Here is an 18,193-nt window from a genome sequence, read left to right as displayed (position 1 = left end):
CTTCATTTCTGCATCGTACCTTTACAAAAGCAACATACTCTTCAGATCCCGCCTGTGAACTCAATCCTCTCCCTGATCCGAGCCCGCAACCTGCTGATGATTGCGCTTTGTCAGGCGCTGGTGCAGGCCTGCCTGCTGACACGCGGCGTGGAGTGGGACAAACTGCTGGAGCCGGGCTTTCTGCTGCTGGTACTCTCCACGGTCTGCATCGCGGCCGCCGGCTACATCATCAACGACTACTACGATGTCAAGATTGACGCCATCAACAAGCCGAACCGCATTCTGGTAGGCCGTCGCATCCGCAGGCGCAGGGCCATGTTTGCGCACCTCATCTTGTCTGGCATAGGCGTATTACTCGGGGCGGCGCTTTCGCTGAAGGTGGGGGCCATAAACCTGGGGGTGGTGCTGTTGCTGTGGGGCTACTCGGGCCGGCTAAAGAAAATGCTGCTGATCGGCAACGTGGTTATCTCCTTGCTTGCCGCCACCATGCTGCTGATCGTGGCCGTGTATGCCGATACGCTGAACAAAATCACGCTAAGCTACGCTCTCTTCGCACTGCTTATCTCCCTTATTCGCGAGATCATCAAAGATATGGAGGACATGAAAGGCGATGCCTCCTTCGACTGCCGCACCTTGCCCATTGTAGCCGGCGTTTATGGCACCAAGCTGGTGCTCTACCCGCTCATCGCCGCCTTCCAAGCCTTTGTAATTGTGGTTATACTTCACCCCTCCACCAAGCTTTTGTTTGATGTGTACATGGCGGTGCTGGTGCTGGCGCCAACGGTTTGGATGGTTTTAAAACTGGTGCGCGCCGACCGTATCCGTGACTTTGCCTATCTCAGCAACTTAAACAAGGGCATCATGCTGATGGGCATTCTCTCCATGCTGTTGCTTTAGGCAAAAGGCGCGGCAGCTGCACAGGAAACCTTCACGTATAGGCACTTTTATGTTTTAAAGGGATATGTGAGTATATTTGTAATCTCTGAAGGCCAACGAAGTATAAGGAAAGATGGACAGCGTGCAAAAGTTGCTTTTAAACTATGGGCTGCGTAAAACCGGCTGCCGCCAGGAGGTGCTGCGCCAGTTCCTGCAGAACAGCTTTGCGCTCTCGCACGCCGACCTCGAAAAGCTGATCGGCGACCGCTACGACCGCGTCACGATTTACCGCACGTTATATTCCTTCGAGGAGAGAGGACTGATCCATAGTATAAACGATGTGAGCGGTGCGGTGAAGTTTGCGCTCTGCCAGGAAGAGTCCTGCTCGCAACAGCACCACCACGACAACCACATCCACTTCTACTGCACCTCCTGCAGCCAGACCTTCTGCCTGAACGATGTGGTGATCCCTCCTATTTCCCTGCCGAAGACTTACAAAGTAGAGCGTCTTCATTTTTCGGCCCAGGGAATCTGCAAAGACTGTGATCAGGCAGCGGCCAGCTAACTTCAGCTTTATACTTTTATTTGGCTATATTTAGAGGTGCAGCGTATCCCTTTTGTCACCAGGTCAAACTGCCTAGCCACCTAAAACACCAGCCATCCATGAAAGTTAAAACTGACTCAGCTGCGGCCTTTCGCCAATTGGTAGCCTCCCCTGTTAAATTCAGGCTGTTTATGCTGGCAAAGCTGCCGATGGCGTACATGGCGGATCTGCGCGTGGCCTCCATCACCGAAGAAAGCGCTACCGTCACCATACCCTATAAATACCTGAACAAAAACCCGTTCAACTCCATTTACTTCGCCTGCCTAAGTATGGCCGCCGAGCTTTCAACGGGTGTGCTGTGCATGATGCACGTGCATGAGGCTAAGCCAGGAATATCGATGCTGGTGGTGCACATGGAGGCTGATTTTACCAAGAAGGCAGTAGGCAAAATCACGTTTTCCTGCGAAGACGGCAAGCAGATACTGGAGGCCGTGGAGCACACCAAAGCAACCGGCGAGGGCGTGACGGTGATAGCCAGCAGCGTTGGCACCGACGAGCAGGGCGACAAAGTAGCCGAGTTCCGCTATACGTGGTCGCTGAAGGCGAAAAAGAAGTAGAAAGAAGAGAGGCTGGTTTTTCGGCTCGTATACTTGTAACTTGCGCGCCTCAACCACTGCCAGCACATGAACCTCAAAGCCATTTGCACAGATATAGACGGTACGCTGCTCAACAAAGAGCGCCAGCTATCGGAGCGCACCATCCGCACCTTCCGAAGCCTTGACAAGGATATCCCTGTTATTCTGGCTTCTTCCCGGATGCCAAGCGCCATGCGCCACCTGCAGCAGGAACTGGGCATTCTGCACAACCCGCTGATTTGCTTTAACGGCGGCTATATTTTATATTTTGAGGATGGCAAAACGGCACCAGTGCAGCTCGACTCCACACAAGTGCCTGTTGAGGTTTGCCTGGCTATTTACCAGCTTACACAGGGCACCGACATTCACGTGAGCCTTTACGAGCAGGATAACTGGTATGCGCCACAGCTGGATTACTGGGCAAAGCGGGAGCAAAGCAATACGAAGGTTACACCAACTATCTCATCCCTTAACACTATACTTGACGCCTGGCACTCAGCCGAAACCGGCGCGCACAAAATCATGTGCATGGGCCCGGCCGACGAGATCGAGACGCTGTACCAGGAGCTGGTGAAGAATTATGCTGATCAGATACACGCCTATCGCTCCAAAGATACCTACATCGAGATCGCGCCACGCTCCATTTCGAAAGCCACAGCACTGGAGTTGCTCCTCGAAAGCAAGTATGGCATCGGTTTGCACGAGGTGATGGCGTTCGGCGATAACTACAACGACATCGAAATGATCAAAGCCGTAGGTATGGGCATAGCAGTCGGTAACGCCCGCGAGGAAGTAAAAGCCGTAGCAGACAAAATTACCCTAAGCAGCGTAGAAGACGGTGTAGCCGTAGCCATAGAGGCGTATTGGAAATAATTTTAGACACAAGTAGTAAGACTCAGCACACAAGACTTTATCATAAAGCAATTTCTGCCTTAAGCACTTATAAGCTCTTTTTTTCAAGTATACCGAAAGAAGTCTTGCATCTTGGTACCTGTGTCTTACATCCTTTTAAAGAACCATGAAAGACTATAAAAAATATTACATCATCCCGGCTGATCCGGAGGAAGTATACGTGGCGCTGACCAACCCAGGCACCATACAGCTCTGGACGGGCGAGGCGGCGGAGATGTCGGAGGAGCCGGGCTCGGAGTTTTCGCTCTGGGAAGGAAGCATTGTGGGCAAGAACCTCGAGTTTGAGCCGGGCAAGATGCTTGTGCAGCAGTGGTATTTCGGCGAACAGGAAGAGCCTTCTATCGTTACCATCAAATTGCACCCGCACAAGTATGGCACCTCGGCTGAGCTGCGCCACACCAACATCCCGGATGAGGACTACAACGACATTACCGAAGGGTGGGACGATGCCTACTTCGCCGCCTTAATTGATTTTTACGAGGGAGATTAAGCCGCCGCGTGTATAATTTATACTTGCCCGCTTCCTTCTAAAGGCAAACCCGCTATATTTGCACCTTCATTACAAGTTCATACTTTTGGAACCTAAGGACAAGAAAAATATAGTCATATTCGCCTCTGGGTCAGGGAGCAATGCGCAGCGGCTGCTGGAATATTTCGAGCACCACCCGCAGATCCGTGTGGCCGCCCTGTTCTCTAACAACCCGAATGCGTATGCCCTTAAAAGAGCCGAGACCTACCACGTCCCGGCTCTTTTGTTTTCGCGCGATGCCTTCTACAATACCGATACCGTGCTGGAGCAGGTACAGGCTTTCGAGCCTGATCTGATCGTGCTGGCAGGCTTCCTGTGGCTGGTGCCGCAGAACCTGCTGCGCGCTTTCCCGAACCGCATCATCAACATTCACCCTGCCCTGCTGCCCAAGTATGGCGGCAAAGGCATGCACGGCCAGAAAGTGCACGCAGCCGTGGTGCAGGCGCAGGAGCCGGAATCAGGCATCACCATCCACTACATCAACGAGGAGTACGATAAAGGCGAATTTATACGTCAGGAGCGCTGCCCGGTGTTGCCAACCGATACGCCGGAGGCCCTCGCCGCCCGCGTGTTACAGCTGGAGCACCAGCACCTGCCGCTGGTGGTAGAAGAGTTGCTGACGCAGCAAGAGCAAGCATAGACCCAATTATCAACCCAAACATACCTTACCCATGCAATCCGTTAAAATCAAATCCGCACTGATCTCGGTATACTATAAAGACCGTCTGGAGCCGCTGGTGGAGCTACTAAAGCAGCACGGCGTTACCATTTACTCAACCGGTGGCACACAGACGTTTCTGGAGGAGCAAGGCGCTGAAGTAGTAGCCGTGGAAGACCTGACGGACTACCCTTCCATTTTCGGCGGTCGTGTAAAAACACTGCACCCGAAAGTATTCGGTGGTATCCTGCACCGTCGCGATAACGACAGTGATATTTCTGAGCGCGAGAAGTTCGAGATTCCGCCGATCGACCTGGTGGTGGTGGACCTTTATCCTTTTGAGGAAACCGTTGCATCGGGCGCATCAGAGGCCGACGTGATTGAGAAGATCGACATCGGTGGTATTTCGCTGATCCGTGCCGCCGCCAAAAATTTTAAGGACGTGCTGATTGTTTCGTCGCGCGAGCAGTACGACGAAGTGGTGGAGCTGCTGCAGGCAAAAGACGGTGCTACCGACCTGGAGGACCGCAAGCGTTTCGCTGCCAAAGCCTTTAACGTATCTTCCCACTACGACACGCACATCTTCAACTACATGAACGCCAATGGCGAGACACAGGCCCTAAAAATAAGCGTTCAGGACAGCACACCACTGCGCTACGGGGAGAACCCGCACCAGCAGGGCACTTTCTATGGTAAGCTGGAAGACCTGTTTGAGCAGCTGAACGGCAAACAGCTTTCTTACAACAACCTGGTAGACGTAGACGCTGCCGTGGCACTGGGCGCAGAGTTTGAAGAACCAGCCGTGGCTATATTGAAGCACACGAACGCCTGCGGTTGCGCCACGGGCGAAACGATGAAAGAAGCCTATCTCAACGCACTTTCTTCTGATCCGGTATCAGCCTTTGGCGGCGTAATCATAGCCAACCGCACCATAGACATGGCCGTGGCCGAGGAACTGAACAAGCTGTTCTTCGAAGTGTTGATCGCGCCTGACTATGATGCCGATGCACTGGACCTGCTGAAGACAAAGAAAAACCGCATCCTGCTGAAGCAAAAACAAGTGGAGCTGCCAAAGAAGCAAGTAAAAACTTTACTGAACGGCTTTGTTGAGCAGGACAAGGACCTGGCCACCGAAACAGAGGCCGACTTCAAAACTGCCACCAAGCGCATGCCGACGACCGAGGAGAAAAAAGCACTTGTGTTCGCAGCCAAAGTATGCAAGCACACCAAGTCGAACACTATCGTGCTGGCAACCGATAAAATGATGTTCTCCAGCGGCGTGGGCCAGACCTCCCGCGTGGACGCCCTGCGCCAAGCCATCGAGAAGGCCAACAGCTTCGGCTTTGACCTGAGCAAAACCGTGATGGCTTCTGATGCGTTTTTCCCGTTCCCGGACTGCGTGGAGATTGCTGACAAAGCAGGTATCAAGGCAGTAGTACAGCCCGGTGGCTCGATCAAAGACCAAGATTCAATTGATTATTGCGATGCGCATGGCATGGCGATGGTAATGACAGGCGTCCGCCACTTCAAACACTAGGCTCCTCAAGTATAAATTACTTATAAATTGAGGAAGACCCCAGCTTCAGTAGAGGCTGGGGTCTTTTTGCTGCCGCTGTGGTTGCCTCCTACTATGATTTACCTCACCCCAACCCTCTCCTTTATCGAGGGCCCCTACTCCAAAACAGGAGAGGGAGTAGCTGCACTGTTCATGTTCAAGTATAAGCGCTGTAGTTGACGGTGTGGAGTGGACAGGTCGCGACCTGTCCCTACTTTACCCTTCCCCAGCACTCCCCTAAAAACAGTGGAGGGAGTTTGGCTGAAGTTGCATAAGCAGTGGCTACTGGAACCGATCCCAGTCCTTGGGTTGAGCGCCTTTGGAGTTTTTCGGTCCCGCGGGAGCGGGATTGCAAAGCGAAGCGAGCAAAGAAAAGCTCCTAGCGCGATGCCCGAGGACGGGGCCTCGCTCACATAGGGCCCCTACCCCAGCCGTGAGCGCTCCAAAACACAAAGTGAAACATTTGGTATTTGGGAACTAGAGGATCAGCGGCAGCTAGATAAGATAGCCTGTTCGGAGTTGCGAATGCAACAGCTAAACAAGTATGGCTTTCGAACCTAGCCAAGCTGCAACCACGATAACATTGTAAGACACAAGCGGAGGCAGCGCCAGTAAAGATGTTTTTTTGTACTTGAGGATCAGGTTACTCATCCAGTTTTACCACTAATAGCTGTGCTTCCAAAGCAGGCAGGCGAAGCCCAGGCAGGCATTCCTAATAAATAAAAACTAATTAAGCCAACAGAAATCCTGTTACATTATTAATTCCACTGAATTTCACTAATTTTGCCGCAAGTTTCTGAACAGAAACATTGTATATTGAAAATATAACGGGGCTACCGCACGCCTTCAGACATAAACATGGGACTATTTAATTTTTTGACGAGCGATATAGCCATTGACCTTGGCACCGCCAATACCCTGATCATACATAACGATAAAATTGTAGTCGACGAACCTTCTATTATTGCTGTGGATCGCACCACAGGTCGTGTGTTGGCCATTGGCCGCAATGCCATGCAGATGCACGAGAAAACGCACGAGAACATCAAGACCATCAGACCTCTGAAAGACGGCGTGATCGCCGACTTCCACGCGGCAGAGGAGATGATTCGCGGTATGATCAAGATGATTGACACCGGCCGCCGTTTGTTCCAGCCCTCGCACCGCATGGTAATTTGTATTCCGTCGGGCATCACGGAAGTGGAAAAACGCGCCGTACGTGACTCGGCCCAGCATGCCGGCGCCAAGGAAGTATGGATGATCCAGGAGCCCATGGCTGCAGCGATCGGTATCGGCATTGACGTGGAGCAGCCGATTGGCTCCATGATTGTGGATATCGGGGGTGGTACAACGGAGATTGCCGTGATAGCCCTTTCCGGTATCGTGTGCGACCAGTCCATCCGCATTGCCGGCGACGTGTTTACGAAAGACATTCTCGATTACATGCGCCGCCAGCACAACCTGCTGATCGGTGAGCGTTCTGCCGAGAAGATTAAAATTGAAGTAGGCGCTGCCCTGACAGAAATCGAGAACCCACCAGCCGACTACGAGATCCGTGGCCGTGACCTGATGACTGGTATTCCGAAGGTGATCAAGGTAACTTACCAGGAAATTGCCATTGCGCTGGATAAGTCCGTTTCTAAGATCGAGGAGGCTGTTCTGAAAGCGCTGGAGATTGCCCCACCGGAGCTTTCTGCCGACATCTACGACAACGGCATTCACCTAACAGGCGGTGGCGCGTTGCTCCGTGGCCTGGACAAGCGTTTGGCTGCCAAAACAAAACTGCCGATCCACATTGCCGAAGACCCGCTAAGAGCGGTGGTGCGTGGCACGGGTGCCGCCATCAAGAACATCGAAGGTTTTAAAAACGTGTTGCTGACGTAGTAACAAGTGCGGAATCTCTTTGCCTTTATATACCGGTTTCGGGCAGTTATCCTGTTCTTGTTGCTGGAGGTGCTGTGCGTTTTCCTGATTGTGCGCTACAACACGTACCAGGGAGCCGCTTTCTTCAACTCGGCCAACAAGTATGTGGGGCAGGTGCTGGAGTTCCAGAGCGGCATCACCGATTATTTCCGGCTCACAAGTATAAACCAGACGCTGGCGCGGGAGAACGCCGCCCTGCGCGAGGAGGTGCTGCAGTTCCGGCAAGCAACACTCAGTGACAGCACCGCCACACTGGATAGCACCTACTTTGTGGCTACGGACACGAGCAAAGTATACCCGTACAACCTGCTGGCCGGCCGCGTGATCAACAACTCGGTGCGCCGCATGAACAACTACCTGACCATAGCCAAAGGCACGGCCGACGGCGTGAAGCCAGGTATGGGCGTGATTGCCCCGAATGGCGTGGTGGGCCGGGTGAAGACGGTATCAGAGCACTATGCCACCGTTACCTCGCTCCTGCACTCCCAGATGCTGGTTTCGGCTAAAATCAAGAAAAGCGATACCTTTGGCACCGTGAAGTGGGCGGGGGGCGACTACCGTACCGCGCTGCTCGACTACATTCCGCTGCATATCAAACCGGCTAAGGGCGACACCATTGTGACAAGCGGTTTCAACACCGTCTTCCCGGAGGGCATCATGATCGGCACCATCAGCTCCATCGAAAAAGAGCCCGACAAGAGCTTCTATACGATTGAGGTAAAGCTGGCTGTTGATTTTGCGCAGCTTGCCTATGTGTACGTGGTGGAGAACATGTATAAGGTAGAGCGCGACACATTAGAACAAAACGCAGGAATCCTTCCCGATGAACAGTAGCTTTGGCCTGAGAAATATCGCCCAGTTTTTTGTGTTTGTGGCACTGCAGATTCTGCTCATGGACAGCCTGGTGCTTTTCAGTACCGGCTTCTGCTTTATCTACATAGCCTTCCTGCTGTTTCTACCCCTGGTTATCAGCCGTGTATGGCTGCTGGTGCTTGGGTTTGTGGTGGGTTTTACGGTGGATATTTTCTATGATACCATGGGCATACATGCGGCGGCAAGCGTGCTGCTGGCATTTTTAAGGCCACTGCTATTGAACCTTCTTACGCCACGCGATGGTTACGACAGTGGCGATGCCGTGAACATACACACGATGGGTTGGCGCTGGTTTTTGGCCTATACGTTTACGCTGGTTCTGGTGCATCACACGGCTGTTTTCTTTCTGGAGACAATCTCTTTGCAGTCAGCGGTGTACACGATGGTGAAGATCCTGCTGAGTACTTTGTTTACAAGTATCGTCATGGTAATTTTACAACTGCTGTTCTTCTCCGCTAAACGAGAGCGGATAGACTACCGATGAACTACTTAGAAAACAGAAAATACATTATCCAGGGCATTTTCCTTATCATAGGTGTCGTTTTTACCCTGCGGCTCTTTTACATTCAGGTGGTGGACAGCAGCTACAAACAGGCTGCCGAAACAAACGCCATTAAGCCTGTCATCCAATATCCTTTCCGGGGCCTGATTTACGACCGCAACGGCAAACTGCTGGTGCAGAACACCCCAGTTTACGACCTGATGGTGGTGCCCAAGGACGTGAAGAACCTGGACACCCTGCGCCTGGCAGAACTCGTTAAACTGCCTTTGGAGGATGTGCGGGAGCGCCTGAAAAAAGCGCGCGCCTTTTCGTACGTGCAGCCTTCCCCCTTTTACCAGAAGCTAAGCACCCAGGAGTTTGCCTACATCCAGGGCAACCTGATCGATTTTCCCGGTTTTTACATTAACGCCCGTACCGCCCGTGGCTACCCGCACCAGAGCCTGGCGCACGCGTTGGGCTATATTGCCGAGATCAGCCCGAAGCAACTGGAGGACTCCTCCTACAGCGGCTACCGCCCCGGCGACTATATCGGCAAAAGCGGCATAGAACTGGAGTATGAGCAGTACTTGATGGGGCAGCGTGGCGTGAAGTATAAAATGGTAAACGTGCGCGGGGTGGAGAAGGGCTCTTTCCGCGATGGCACCTACGACACCCTGGCCATTGCCGGCCAGAACCTCACCAGCACCATCGATCTGGACCTGCAGGCCTACGGCGAATTCCTGATGAACGGCGCCAAGGGCAGCGTGGTGGCCATAGAACCATCCACCGGCGAAGTACTGGCTTACATCTCCGCCCCCTTCTACGATCCGAACCTGTTTACCGGCAAAGACTACGGCAAAAACTACATGGCCCTGCTCCAGGACACGAACAAAACAATGTTCAACCGTCCGATCATGGCCGACCAGAACCCGCCCGGATCTATCTTTAAACTGACACAGGCTTTGATTGCTTTGGAAGAAGGGGCTATTAACCCGAACACAACCTATGCCTGCAACAAAGCGCTGGTAAACTGCCACGCGCACCCTTCCCCGCTTAACCTGTACGGGGCGGTGCAGCACTCCTGCAACCCATGGTTTTACCAGGCTTACAAGGCGCTCATCAACCGGGGGAAGTCAAAGAACACCTTCACCGATACTGCTATTGGCCTGAAGGAGTGGCGGGAGCAAGTTTTGAGCTTTGGCTTTGGTCAGCAGCTCGGCATCGACATACCGGGCGAAAAGAAAGGCATTGTGGCCTCTACCGATCTGTACGACCGCGTGTACGGTAAAAACCGCTGGAAGTACTCTACCATCTACTCCCTTAGCATCGGGCAGGGCGAGCTGGGTGTAACACCGCTGCAGATGGCTAACTTTATGGCCGTAGTTGCCAACAGGGGCTACTATATAACACCGCACATTATCCGCGCTGTGGGCGATGACGGAAAGCCGCTGAAGGAATACCAGGAGAAGCACCGTGCCTCGGTGAGTCCCCAGCACTTTGAGCCGATTATAGCTGGCATGGCTGAGGTAGTGCGCGCGGGCACAGGCCGTAGGGCTAACCTGGAGAAGGTAGGTATAGTGGTGTGTGGAAAGACTGGTACGGCCCAAAACCCGCAGGGCGCCGACCATGCGGTATTCGTCGCCTTTGCCCCGAAAGACAATCCCAAAATCGCCATTGCAGTGTACGTAGAGCACGGCAAATGGGGAGGCCAGTCGGCGGCTCCTATTGCGGGCCTGATGATTGAGCAGTACCTGACAGATACCGTTACGATCAAGGATCAGGAGAAATGGGTGCTAAGCAGGGAGTACCTCAACATTAAATCGAAGTAAGGCCATGGAGAAAGTACTTGGGAAAAAACTAGTTGCCGCTCCACAAAGCCGCCGCTCCTCCGGCCTTATCGCGCCTCATCTTGATTGGGTGACGGTGCTGCTATACTTTTTGCTGGTGGCACTTGGCTGGATGAACATCTACGCCGCAGTGTACAGCCCAGACAACGTGATCAACATCCTGAGCTTCGACATTAACTCGGGGAAGCAACTTGCCTGGATCGGTGCCTCTTTTCTGCTGATTATCGTGCTGTTGGTGGTGGACCACAAAGTATACGAGCACCTCGCATACCCCATTTACGGCTTTATCATACTTTTGCTGTTGGTTACGCTGGTGGTGGCCAAGCCTATTGCCGGCTCGCGCTCCTGGCTTGAACTGGGGGCGGGCATACGTCTGCAGCCAGCCGAGTTGGCTAAGTTTGCCACGGCATTGGCGGCTTCTAAATTCCTGAGCTCGGTAAACCTGCGCCAGCAGAACTTTAAGGACCAGATGATATTGGCTGGTATCACCGTGTTGCCGCCTGCCATCATCATACTTCAAAACGAAACAGGCTCCGCCCTGGTGTTCAGCGCCTTTGTGCTGGCCTATTTCCGCGAGGGCATGTCGCCGCTTATACTTATTGTCGGGGTTTCGGCGGCGGCCATCTTTATACTTACCCTGCTCATCCCGAAACTGTACCTCATTGCGGGCATCACCATACTTATGGCACTGGCCACCTGGCTTGATTTCAGGTTGCTGCGCCGCTTCAAGGTCATGATCGCGTTGTGGGGTGTGGTGGTTGCCATGATCTTCAGCGTAGATTTTTTTGTAAACGACGTGCTGCAGCCGCACCAGCAGAACCGTATCAAGGCGCTCATCAATCCAGAGGCCGACCCGCTGGGCTATGGCTGGAACGTGACACAGTCGAAGATTGCCATCGGTTCCGGTGGCTTTTGGGGCAAGGGCTTTCTGGAGGGCACCCAAACCAAATTCGACTTCGTGCCTGAGCAAAGTACTGACTTTATCTTCTGTACCATTGGCGAAGAGCACGGCTGGGTAGGCAGCACGGTACTGATTGCACTGTTCCTGCTCTTGCTTATTCGCATTGTAAGTATAGCCGAACGGCAGAAGTCGGTATTTGGGCGCGCCTACGGCTACTGCGTGGCCTCCATTATTTTCTTCCACTTCCTCATCAACGTGGGCATGACGATTGGCCTGGCGCCGGTGGTGGGCATTCCGCTGCCTTTCTTCAGCTACGGCGGCTCCTCGCTCTGGTCGTTTACCATCCTGCTGTTCATCCTGCTGGCCATCGATGCCAACCGTACCAAAGAACTAGCCCGCTAAGTGTAAGTATAAACCAGTGAAAGGTTAGGGATGACGGGGCAAGTATAAACTGTAACATGGCTTCTACGTAGCCTGATACGCTATTGGGAAGGGGTACTCGCGGGAATAGGTATTGCAGTATGGCTTCTACTTTGACCAACAAAGACAATGAAATTAACTAAATTAATGCCTCACATTAAGCTAACATAGATGATCCTGTTTGAGAACAGCCTTATAAGCTTAGATTACAACCCATCAACCGATATTCTGGAAGTAGGCTATCCTGATTTGCACGACTACCTGCTCCCCGAGATAAAGCACAGCATCAATATCCTGATCGATAAGGTAAAGCACTACGATGTGAAGCGCATTCTGCTGGATTCTTCTAAAACGGTCATATCAGTGGGCAGCGAAGAGAGCAGGCAGATTGCCGTGTACCTGGCCGCTGGCTTGGTGACTACTCGCGTACAGAAAGTTGCCCGGCTGCAGTCGCCAAGTTATGCGGTGGAACAATCGGCAGAAGGCAATATCCAGCACATCAAAGAATCACAGCAACTCCCTTTCCTGCTCCAGAACTTCACCAGCAAAGCAGTGGCTATAGATTGGCTGCAAGTATTAGTGGATTAAAACAGGCTAAAACGCGCAGCGGTACCGTACAAGGAAGGGTCAGAAAATATGTCTCGGCTATAATAAACCGCTGCTTAGTTAAGCAGGGTTTCCTGTGGTGCTATCTATAGAAAACTTTGAGGCGTCATCTGCCTCTTGCTTTTTCTTAAGCCACTGTAAGGCATCTTCCCGGTTATCAAAAAGCTTCACCTCTATAGCAGCTCCTATCTTACCCAGCAGCATTGCTTCGCCTGCTGCTTCACCAAAGGAATTGGGCCGCGCAACATGCGCCAGATACCTTATCCCTGATTTATAAGCCCGGGGTAACCATTCCTCCTCAATCCATTTTACCGAATCAGCCCATGGGCCAGTGAATTCGGTATTATCATTTAGCCTAAAGGCACACTTTGTGTTTTCGTGTACTTCCAAACCGGCTATGATGGCATTCCTTAAATCTTGTTTCGATGCGGTGCCCTGCCACGTAGCTTCCACAACATTTAAGTCATCTTTATACTCTATTCTATAAAATGTCTTTCCAAAGACACTTTTCACTTCCTTCAACATGATAATAGGTGCAGCTATAGCAATGATATTATTTAAACTTTTAAAGGTAAAATAATATCACAAATTTTCACAATCATCTACGGGATAGTTGTACGCTTAAACCATCAACTTCAGGCTTAGTCTTTTCGCAGAACAGACTGCCACAGAAAGTACTACTCCTTATACAAGCCTGACAGCGAGCGTACTGGGCAAAAAAGAAAGCTTCTAACCGAAAGTAAAAGTTAAATACTATCATCCTTTTTACCAGGATCAAAATACCCTCATTCTCAATTCTAAATTATTCCACTGATATTCAAAACATTACTATTTCAACAACTGTTCTCAAAACAAAGAAGATAGGAAAATTTCTCCTGTTTAACGAATCTAATTACAACCTAAACCCGCACGAGCTATGACACCAAACACAATGGCCTCCATTATGATAGTTGGATCTGTATTTTACTTTGCCTATGCATTAGTAGCTGAATGAGCTTTATACACATACTCATTTAGTAAGCTTTACTTTTTCTTGCACACAAATGTGCCAGCTGGAAAGACTTTAGGCTTCTTTTACAGAACAAGAAGCGGGGAAAGACTAAATAAAGATGGGCTATAAAAGTAAAAACCCGCATTAAACACTGTTTAAGCGGGTTTTCTGTTAAAACGTTTGCATCCCAAATAGGAGCTTATGTACCAGGAGCGGGTACACAACCTGCAAACATAGGAAAACAACAGTAAACAAAAACAGCCCTAAATTAACTTTTAAGGCTGTTTTTATATTTTAAAGCCTCTCCTATTTTCCTTTGATATACTCTTGTTCTGCTAAACTTTGTTGCTGGTTTGTTGCTCGGCATATTTTATTATTGTTATATTTGATAACAAAGGAATACAATAGCCCAACAAGTGAAAAAGCAAACGAATAAAGAGCCTGTTAGACTTAGGCAGAGAAAGCTTAGCAATGGCAACCTTAGCCTCTACTTAGACTATTATAATGGTGGGGTAAGGCAGTATGAGTACTTAAAACTCTACCTGATAGAGAAGCCTAAGAACGCCCTAGACAAGCAGTCTAATCAATCTGCTTTAGAACTTGCTCAAAGGATAAAAGCAAAGAGAACAGAAGAAGCTTTGTTAGGCAACTATGACCTGCAATCAAAGAGCCTTAGCCACACAGACTTTCTGAAGTTCTACCAAGCTTACATCACTACCTATACCAAAGCAGATTACAGGGTATTATCTGCCAGCCTTAAGAAATTCAAAGCTTACCTGAAGGAGCGGTTCGGGAAAGAAAAGCTGCTTTGCAAAGAGCTTACACAAAACCTAATAATAGGCTATAAGGATTACTTAGAGGCTAACCATACTGGAGAAGGACCACTGACCTATTTTAACCGCTTCAGGAAGGTTGTAAAGCATGGGATTAGAGAAAACCTGTTCCCTAAAAACCCACTGCCCGAGAAACTAAAATTTAAGAGTGGGGGCATGAGTAAGGGAGTGCTAAGCTTAGATGAGGTAAGCAAGTTAGCAAGTACTGAATGTGGCAATGAAACAATAAAGCGGGCTTTCCTATTTGCCTGCAACACGGGCCTGAGGTTTGGAGACATAAAGGTTCTGCAGTGGCAGGATATCAGCAATGATGAGCTGCTTATTAAGCAGAACAAGACACAGGAGGTAAACCGCCTTAGGCTTAACAGAAACGCCCTTACACTGATAGGAGAAAAAGGTAAACCCAAAGATCTGATATTCCCTTTACCATCCTTTGAAGGTTCAGTTAAGACAGTTAAGAATTGGGTTAAGCGGGCTGGTATAGAAAAGCGCATTACATGGCACAGTGCCCGCCATTCCTTTGCTACCAACATCCTGCTGTTGGGTTATGACATTAAAACACTTTCCCAACTCTTAGGGCACACTTCAATCAAGCACACACAGAAGTACCTTACTATTGCAGATGAGCGCAAAGCACAGGCTGTAAATGCTTTGCCTGACCTTAATTTTTAGTTATGCAGGAATTCAAATACACCTATCAAGATTGGGTAGATGGGGAACTAGACAAACTTGATATTTTTAGGCTTCTTAGGGACGATGAGCTATCAAGCAAGGACTTTAGGAGAATATCTTTAGAACAGAGCAAAGCTTATACTAAGTTATTGTATAACGCCTTTGAGACTCTCAAACTGGAGTTTGCAAGCAGATACAAGAGCTCATTTTTAAAGAGCAAATGGCTTGAACTGCACATAGAACTATGGGCAGAAAATTTGAGCAGCCTAGAAGAACAATATCCTGATATAGCTAAAACCGTTGCTACATCAAGTACTGATGGTCGATACACACTGACAAAGCAGCAAGTAGATCAATTTGACTATTGTGAAATCAATGATAGCCTAATGAAGAGCATTAGCTTTAACCTTGTTATAGAAAGCTATGATGACATGCCTAATATTTACTACATAATTGCTGCAAACTATTACAATTGGTTGTTATGGTATAAGGAAAGTGTTAGCAAGTCTGAACCTACAATAAATTATTCTGAAAGAGATACATATGAAGCAAGCTTAAAAGATGCAGAAAACGCTGCTAGGCAGGCAAAGCAGCAGGTAAGTTATACTTGGCCTAACCTGTTTAAAAATACTGAGCAGGCAGACATAATACTTAATCTTTTGAAAGAACATCTTTCAAGCTCTGGTCAATGGCTAACTGAGCCAAAAGGTAGACATTTAGTAGCCCTATGCATGGAGCTGGAGAGCAAAGGGTATTTTAAAAGCCAAAACGCTATTACAAATCCCGCAAAAGCAGCTGCCTTCAATGCTCAATTTGATGTAAAGTTAGCGGCAAAGAATTTCCAACCCCAAAAAAGAAATGATGCTGAAGATTATAGAGAGCATTTTCAGCATTTACCTAAATACTCATGTAGTTCATGACATAGACTGTTCCATTAGTTCCTGCTTTGTTCCATTGGAACAAATGGAACAGTTTAGTTTCATTGCTTGCCTATGTTTGTAGTGTTATAACAGACAAAGGAAAGGCCTTTCCATTTCTTCAACTCTCAACAAACGAGAAATGGAACTACAACAATTAGAGCAAAGGCTTAGGAACATAGAAACCCTGCTTCTAAGCCAGAAGACAGTATTAAATTTTGAAGAGGTAGCCAGCTATACAGGCTTATCCAAGAGCTATCTGTACAAGCTAACCTCTGCGGCTCAGATACCGCACTTTAAGCCACAGGGAAAGCACATCTACTTCAACAAGGCAGAAGTAGACCAATGGCTGCAAAGGAACCACACACAGCCCCTGAATGAGGCAGAGCTGGAGGAGCAGGCGGCTACCTACATCACCCTAAAAAGAATGGGAGGTGCAGCATGCTAACGGCCTACTACAGATTTGAGAGCCTGCCTGAAAGCCTAAGGCTACAGCACAAGATCAGGAGCAAAGCCAGGTTGGACTGCACAGCTTATGCCAACCCCAAAGGCTACACAGGTTTGATGGATTTTATCAATCCCAAGGGGCAAATGTACCTGTACAAGACACCTGCCAGGGAGATAGTGAAAGCCAACAGCAAGCGGCTGGCAGAATGGGCCTTAGGCAACGGCAAGTTGAACCTGTCCAGCATCTACTTTGAGGATGCAGACTATCCAGAGTGCAGCTATGGCTATCCTAACGCCAACAGGCTACTGAGCAGCAAAGAGCCAAACCCGCTGTTCCCCTACAGGAACGACTGCTACCTGTTCCTCACCAATGCAGATCTGACACTGGTAGAGGTGCTTGTGGTGCTGAACGGCAGGAACCTGGTATCAGGCTATTACCAGAACCTGATAGATGGAGGCTTAGACAAAGAGCTGCAACACCTAAGGGAGCAGGCTAGCCCCTTGTTCAGTTATGAGAGTGCTTTATAGTAAGCTGTACACGTTGATAGATATTATCAAATGCTATGTATGATACTACAAAGCTATTCCTAAGCCAGGAGCAGGCAGGCGGTTCTGTACAGGACTGCCTGCACTACCTCACCAACCTATCAGAAACTTACAGGCAGGAAAGCGGGCAAACTTACATTGCAGGCAATGCAGGCAATTTAAGAGTGGGCGTGTCGGTGCATGGAGTCAGCATAACAGGTAGCCTTGCAAAGTTCTACCTGGGCACAAACCTGCACACCCTGAACAGATCAGACAGCAGGCGGGCCTTTGAGATGATGGCAGACACCCTGCACCTGCCCATACAGAAAGCTACCGTGTCAAGAGTAGACATAGGGCACAACCTTGTAATGGACCACAAGCCAGAACTGTACTACCAGCACTTAGGCCCTAGCGCTAAATACCAGCGGCTGGTGCAGCCCAAAAGCCTTAGCTACCAGAATAACCTCAGGAGTTACAAGTTCTACAACAAGATAGCTGAAAGCAGGAAAAACGGTGTGGCTATTCCCGATGTGTACAGGGGCAAGCACCTGCTAAGGGCAGAGCTGTGCTATATGCAGCGCCTGCCAAAGCAGTTTAATCAAGCCCTCATAACACCAGACACCCTGACTGATGAGCAGTTCTACATCAGCATGTATGACCGATGGTTCAAGGAATATGAAGCAATAAGCAAAGTAGGATTAGCAAAGATGGACACAAGCAAGATCAACACCCCAGATGATTACCTGAAGCAGCTCCTGGCCATGTGCATACAGGAGAAAGGGCTGGACACCGTACTGCACCATGTGGAGGTATCTAAAGAGCAGCACATGTTCAAGCACGCTGCCTACTATTCCAATCTCAAAAGAAAGCTTAAAGAGCTATGCAGCAGCAATACGTTTGCAGATCAGCCAGAGCTGATAAAGGAGCTGAATAAGAAAGTAGCCAGGGCAAAGCAGCACTACAGGTAAGCTGTTATCTTTTGTTAAGGTTTCCCGCGCGTATGGGTAGGGCCTTGCAAATCCCTGCACCATTCCCAAGCCCCGACCGC

The 18,193-nt window shown here is 49.8% G+C and carries 19 protein-coding genes; 18 read left to right on the top strand and 1 reads right to left on the bottom strand.

Annotation, left to right across the window (positions count from 1 at the left end):
- Positions 1–54 precede the first annotated feature (54 nt).
- The 13 genes from A0W33_RS10015 to A0W33_RS09955 all read left to right on the top strand — a co-directional run bounded on the left by A0W33_RS10015 (position 55) and on the right by A0W33_RS09955 (position 12,742).
- Entirely contained in the window at positions 55–897 is an 843-nt protein-coding gene (locus A0W33_RS10015; protein WP_139237181.1) for a geranylgeranylglycerol-phosphate geranylgeranyltransferase, read from the top strand.
- Between the two features lie 112 nt (positions 898–1,009).
- Positions 1,010–1,441, top strand: coding sequence for a Fur family transcriptional regulator (locus A0W33_RS10010; protein ID WP_068838014.1), 432 nt, complete (start codon positions 1,010–1,012; stop codon positions 1,439–1,441).
- A 98-nt stretch (positions 1,442–1,539) separates the two neighbouring features.
- Positions 1,540–2,037 carry a PaaI family thioesterase gene (locus tag A0W33_RS10005; protein ID WP_229802131.1) on the top strand — a complete coding sequence of 166 codons (498 nt, stop codon included), beginning with the start codon at positions 1,540–1,542 and terminating at the stop codon, positions 2,035–2,037.
- Between the two features lie 66 nt (positions 2,038–2,103).
- Positions 2,104–2,928, top strand: a complete 825-nt coding sequence (locus tag A0W33_RS10000; RefSeq protein WP_068838013.1) for a Cof-type HAD-IIB family hydrolase — start codon at positions 2,104–2,106, stop codon at positions 2,926–2,928.
- Positions 2,929–3,073: 145 nt separating this feature from the next.
- Positions 3,074–3,457, top strand: coding sequence for an SRPBCC domain-containing protein (locus A0W33_RS09995; protein WP_068838012.1), 384 nt, complete (start codon positions 3,074–3,076; stop codon positions 3,455–3,457).
- An 85-nt stretch (positions 3,458–3,542) separates the two neighbouring features.
- Positions 3,543–4,136, top strand: a complete 594-nt coding sequence (gene purN / locus A0W33_RS09990) for a phosphoribosylglycinamide formyltransferase (RefSeq protein ID WP_068840047.1) — start codon at positions 3,543–3,545, stop codon at positions 4,134–4,136.
- A gap of 31 nt (positions 4,137–4,167) precedes the next feature.
- Positions 4,168–5,691: a bifunctional phosphoribosylaminoimidazolecarboxamide formyltransferase/IMP cyclohydrolase gene (gene purH, locus A0W33_RS09985; protein ID WP_068838011.1), complete on the top strand. Its 1,524-nt coding sequence runs from the start codon at positions 4,168–4,170 to the stop codon at positions 5,689–5,691.
- 876 nt (positions 5,692–6,567) lie between these two features.
- Positions 6,568–7,593, top strand: a complete 1,026-nt coding sequence (locus A0W33_RS09980) for a rod shape-determining protein (RefSeq protein ID WP_068838010.1) — start codon at positions 6,568–6,570, stop codon at positions 7,591–7,593.
- A 6-nt stretch (positions 7,594–7,599) separates the two neighbouring features.
- A complete protein-coding gene (gene mreC, locus A0W33_RS09975; protein ID WP_068838009.1) occupies positions 7,600–8,466 on the top strand; it encodes a rod shape-determining protein MreC in 867 nt (288 codons plus the stop codon).
- Positions 8,456–8,989, top strand: coding sequence for a hypothetical protein (locus tag A0W33_RS09970; protein WP_068838008.1), 534 nt, complete (start codon positions 8,456–8,458; stop codon positions 8,987–8,989). Before mreC ends, A0W33_RS09970 begins: the two co-directional genes overlap by 11 nt.
- Entirely contained in the window at positions 8,986–10,815 is a 1,830-nt protein-coding gene (mrdA, locus tag A0W33_RS09965) for a penicillin-binding protein 2 (protein ID WP_068838007.1), read from the top strand. The genes A0W33_RS09970 and mrdA overlap by 4 nt, the downstream gene beginning before the upstream one ends.
- Positions 10,816–10,819: 4 nt before the next feature.
- Positions 10,820–12,136, top strand: a complete 1,317-nt coding sequence (rodA, locus tag A0W33_RS09960; protein WP_082815192.1) for a rod shape-determining protein RodA — start codon at positions 10,820–10,822, stop codon at positions 12,134–12,136.
- Positions 12,137–12,325: 189 nt separating this feature from the next.
- Positions 12,326–12,742 carry a hypothetical protein gene (locus tag A0W33_RS09955; RefSeq protein WP_068838006.1) on the top strand — a complete coding sequence of 139 codons (417 nt, stop codon included), beginning with the start codon at positions 12,326–12,328 and terminating at the stop codon, positions 12,740–12,742.
- Between the two features lie 78 nt (positions 12,743–12,820).
- On the opposite strand, the gene A0W33_RS09950 is transcribed toward A0W33_RS09955, so the two are convergent.
- On the bottom strand, positions 12,821–13,285 hold the full coding sequence (locus A0W33_RS09950) for an STAS/SEC14 domain-containing protein (protein ID WP_068838005.1): 465 nt from the start codon (positions 13,283–13,285) through the stop codon (positions 12,821–12,823).
- A gap of 882 nt (positions 13,286–14,167) precedes the next feature.
- Here A0W33_RS09950 and A0W33_RS09945 point away from each other — a divergent pair.
- From A0W33_RS09945 to A0W33_RS09925, 5 genes are all read left to right on the top strand, one after another.
- Positions 14,168–15,256 (top strand): site-specific integrase, encoded by a 1,089-nt coding sequence (locus A0W33_RS09945; protein ID WP_068838004.1) that lies wholly within the window; start codon positions 14,168–14,170, stop codon positions 15,254–15,256.
- A 2-nt stretch (positions 15,257–15,258) separates the two neighbouring features.
- A complete protein-coding gene (locus A0W33_RS09940; RefSeq protein ID WP_068838003.1) occupies positions 15,259–16,176 on the top strand; it encodes a hypothetical protein in 918 nt (305 codons plus the stop codon).
- 139 nt (positions 16,177–16,315) lie between these two features.
- Complete coding sequence (locus tag A0W33_RS09935) at positions 16,316–16,621, top strand: helix-turn-helix domain-containing protein (RefSeq protein ID WP_068838002.1); 306 nt, start codon at positions 16,316–16,318, stop codon at positions 16,619–16,621.
- Positions 16,615–17,148, top strand: coding sequence for a hypothetical protein (locus tag A0W33_RS09930; RefSeq protein ID WP_068838001.1), 534 nt, complete (start codon positions 16,615–16,617; stop codon positions 17,146–17,148). The genes A0W33_RS09935 and A0W33_RS09930 overlap by 7 nt, the downstream gene beginning before the upstream one ends.
- A gap of 35 nt (positions 17,149–17,183) precedes the next feature.
- The gene (locus A0W33_RS09925; RefSeq protein WP_068838000.1) at positions 17,184–18,113 is read left to right on the top strand and encodes a phage/plasmid replication domain-containing protein; all 930 of its coding nucleotides are present in this window, start codon (positions 17,184–17,186) and stop codon (positions 18,111–18,113) included.
- The last annotated feature ends 80 nt before the right edge of the window (positions 18,114–18,193 follow it).

The organism is Pontibacter akesuensis (assembly GCF_001611675.1).
Classification (GTDB): Bacteria; Bacteroidota; Bacteroidia; order Cytophagales; family Hymenobacteraceae; genus Pontibacter; species Pontibacter akesuensis.
Note: the sequence above shows the minus strand (reverse complement) of the source record. Positions and strands in the feature narration are given on the sequence as shown.

Bases quoted from the DNA above. Each gene is read 5' to 3' on its own strand.
- purH (WP_068838011.1), top strand. From the start codon at position 4,168: ATGCAATCCGTTAAAATCAAATCCGCACTGATCTCGGTATACTATAAA.
- A0W33_RS09925 (WP_068838000.1), top strand. From the start codon at position 17,184: ATGTATGATACTACAAAGCTATTCCTAAGCCAGGAGCAGGCAGGCGGT.
- A0W33_RS09940 (WP_068838003.1), top strand. From the start codon at position 15,259: ATGCAGGAATTCAAATACACCTATCAAGATTGGGTAGATGGGGAACTA.
- A0W33_RS09935 (WP_068838002.1), top strand. From the start codon at position 16,316: ATGGAACTACAACAATTAGAGCAAAGGCTTAGGAACATAGAAACCCTG.
- A0W33_RS10000 (WP_068838013.1), top strand. From the start codon at position 2,104: ATGAACCTCAAAGCCATTTGCACAGATATAGACGGTACGCTGCTCAAC.
- A0W33_RS09970 (WP_068838008.1), top strand. From the start codon at position 8,456: ATGAACAGTAGCTTTGGCCTGAGAAATATCGCCCAGTTTTTTGTGTTT.
- A0W33_RS09980 (WP_068838010.1), top strand. From the start codon at position 6,568: ATGGGACTATTTAATTTTTTGACGAGCGATATAGCCATTGACCTTGGC.
- mrdA (WP_068838007.1), top strand. From the start codon at position 8,986: ATGAACTACTTAGAAAACAGAAAATACATTATCCAGGGCATTTTCCTT.
- A0W33_RS09950 (WP_068838005.1), bottom strand. From the start codon at position 13,285: ATGTTGAAGGAAGTGAAAAGTGTCTTTGGAAAGACATTTTATAGAATA.
- A0W33_RS10010 (WP_068838014.1), top strand. From the start codon at position 1,010: ATGGACAGCGTGCAAAAGTTGCTTTTAAACTATGGGCTGCGTAAAACC.
- A0W33_RS09995 (WP_068838012.1), top strand. From the start codon at position 3,074: ATGAAAGACTATAAAAAATATTACATCATCCCGGCTGATCCGGAGGAA.
- A0W33_RS09930 (WP_068838001.1), top strand. From the start codon at position 16,615: ATGCTAACGGCCTACTACAGATTTGAGAGCCTGCCTGAAAGCCTAAGG.
- A0W33_RS09955 (WP_068838006.1), top strand. From the start codon at position 12,326: ATGATCCTGTTTGAGAACAGCCTTATAAGCTTAGATTACAACCCATCA.
- A0W33_RS10005 (WP_229802131.1), top strand. From the start codon at position 1,540: ATGAAAGTTAAAACTGACTCAGCTGCGGCCTTTCGCCAATTGGTAGCC.
- rodA (WP_082815192.1), top strand. From the start codon at position 10,820: ATGGAGAAAGTACTTGGGAAAAAACTAGTTGCCGCTCCACAAAGCCGC.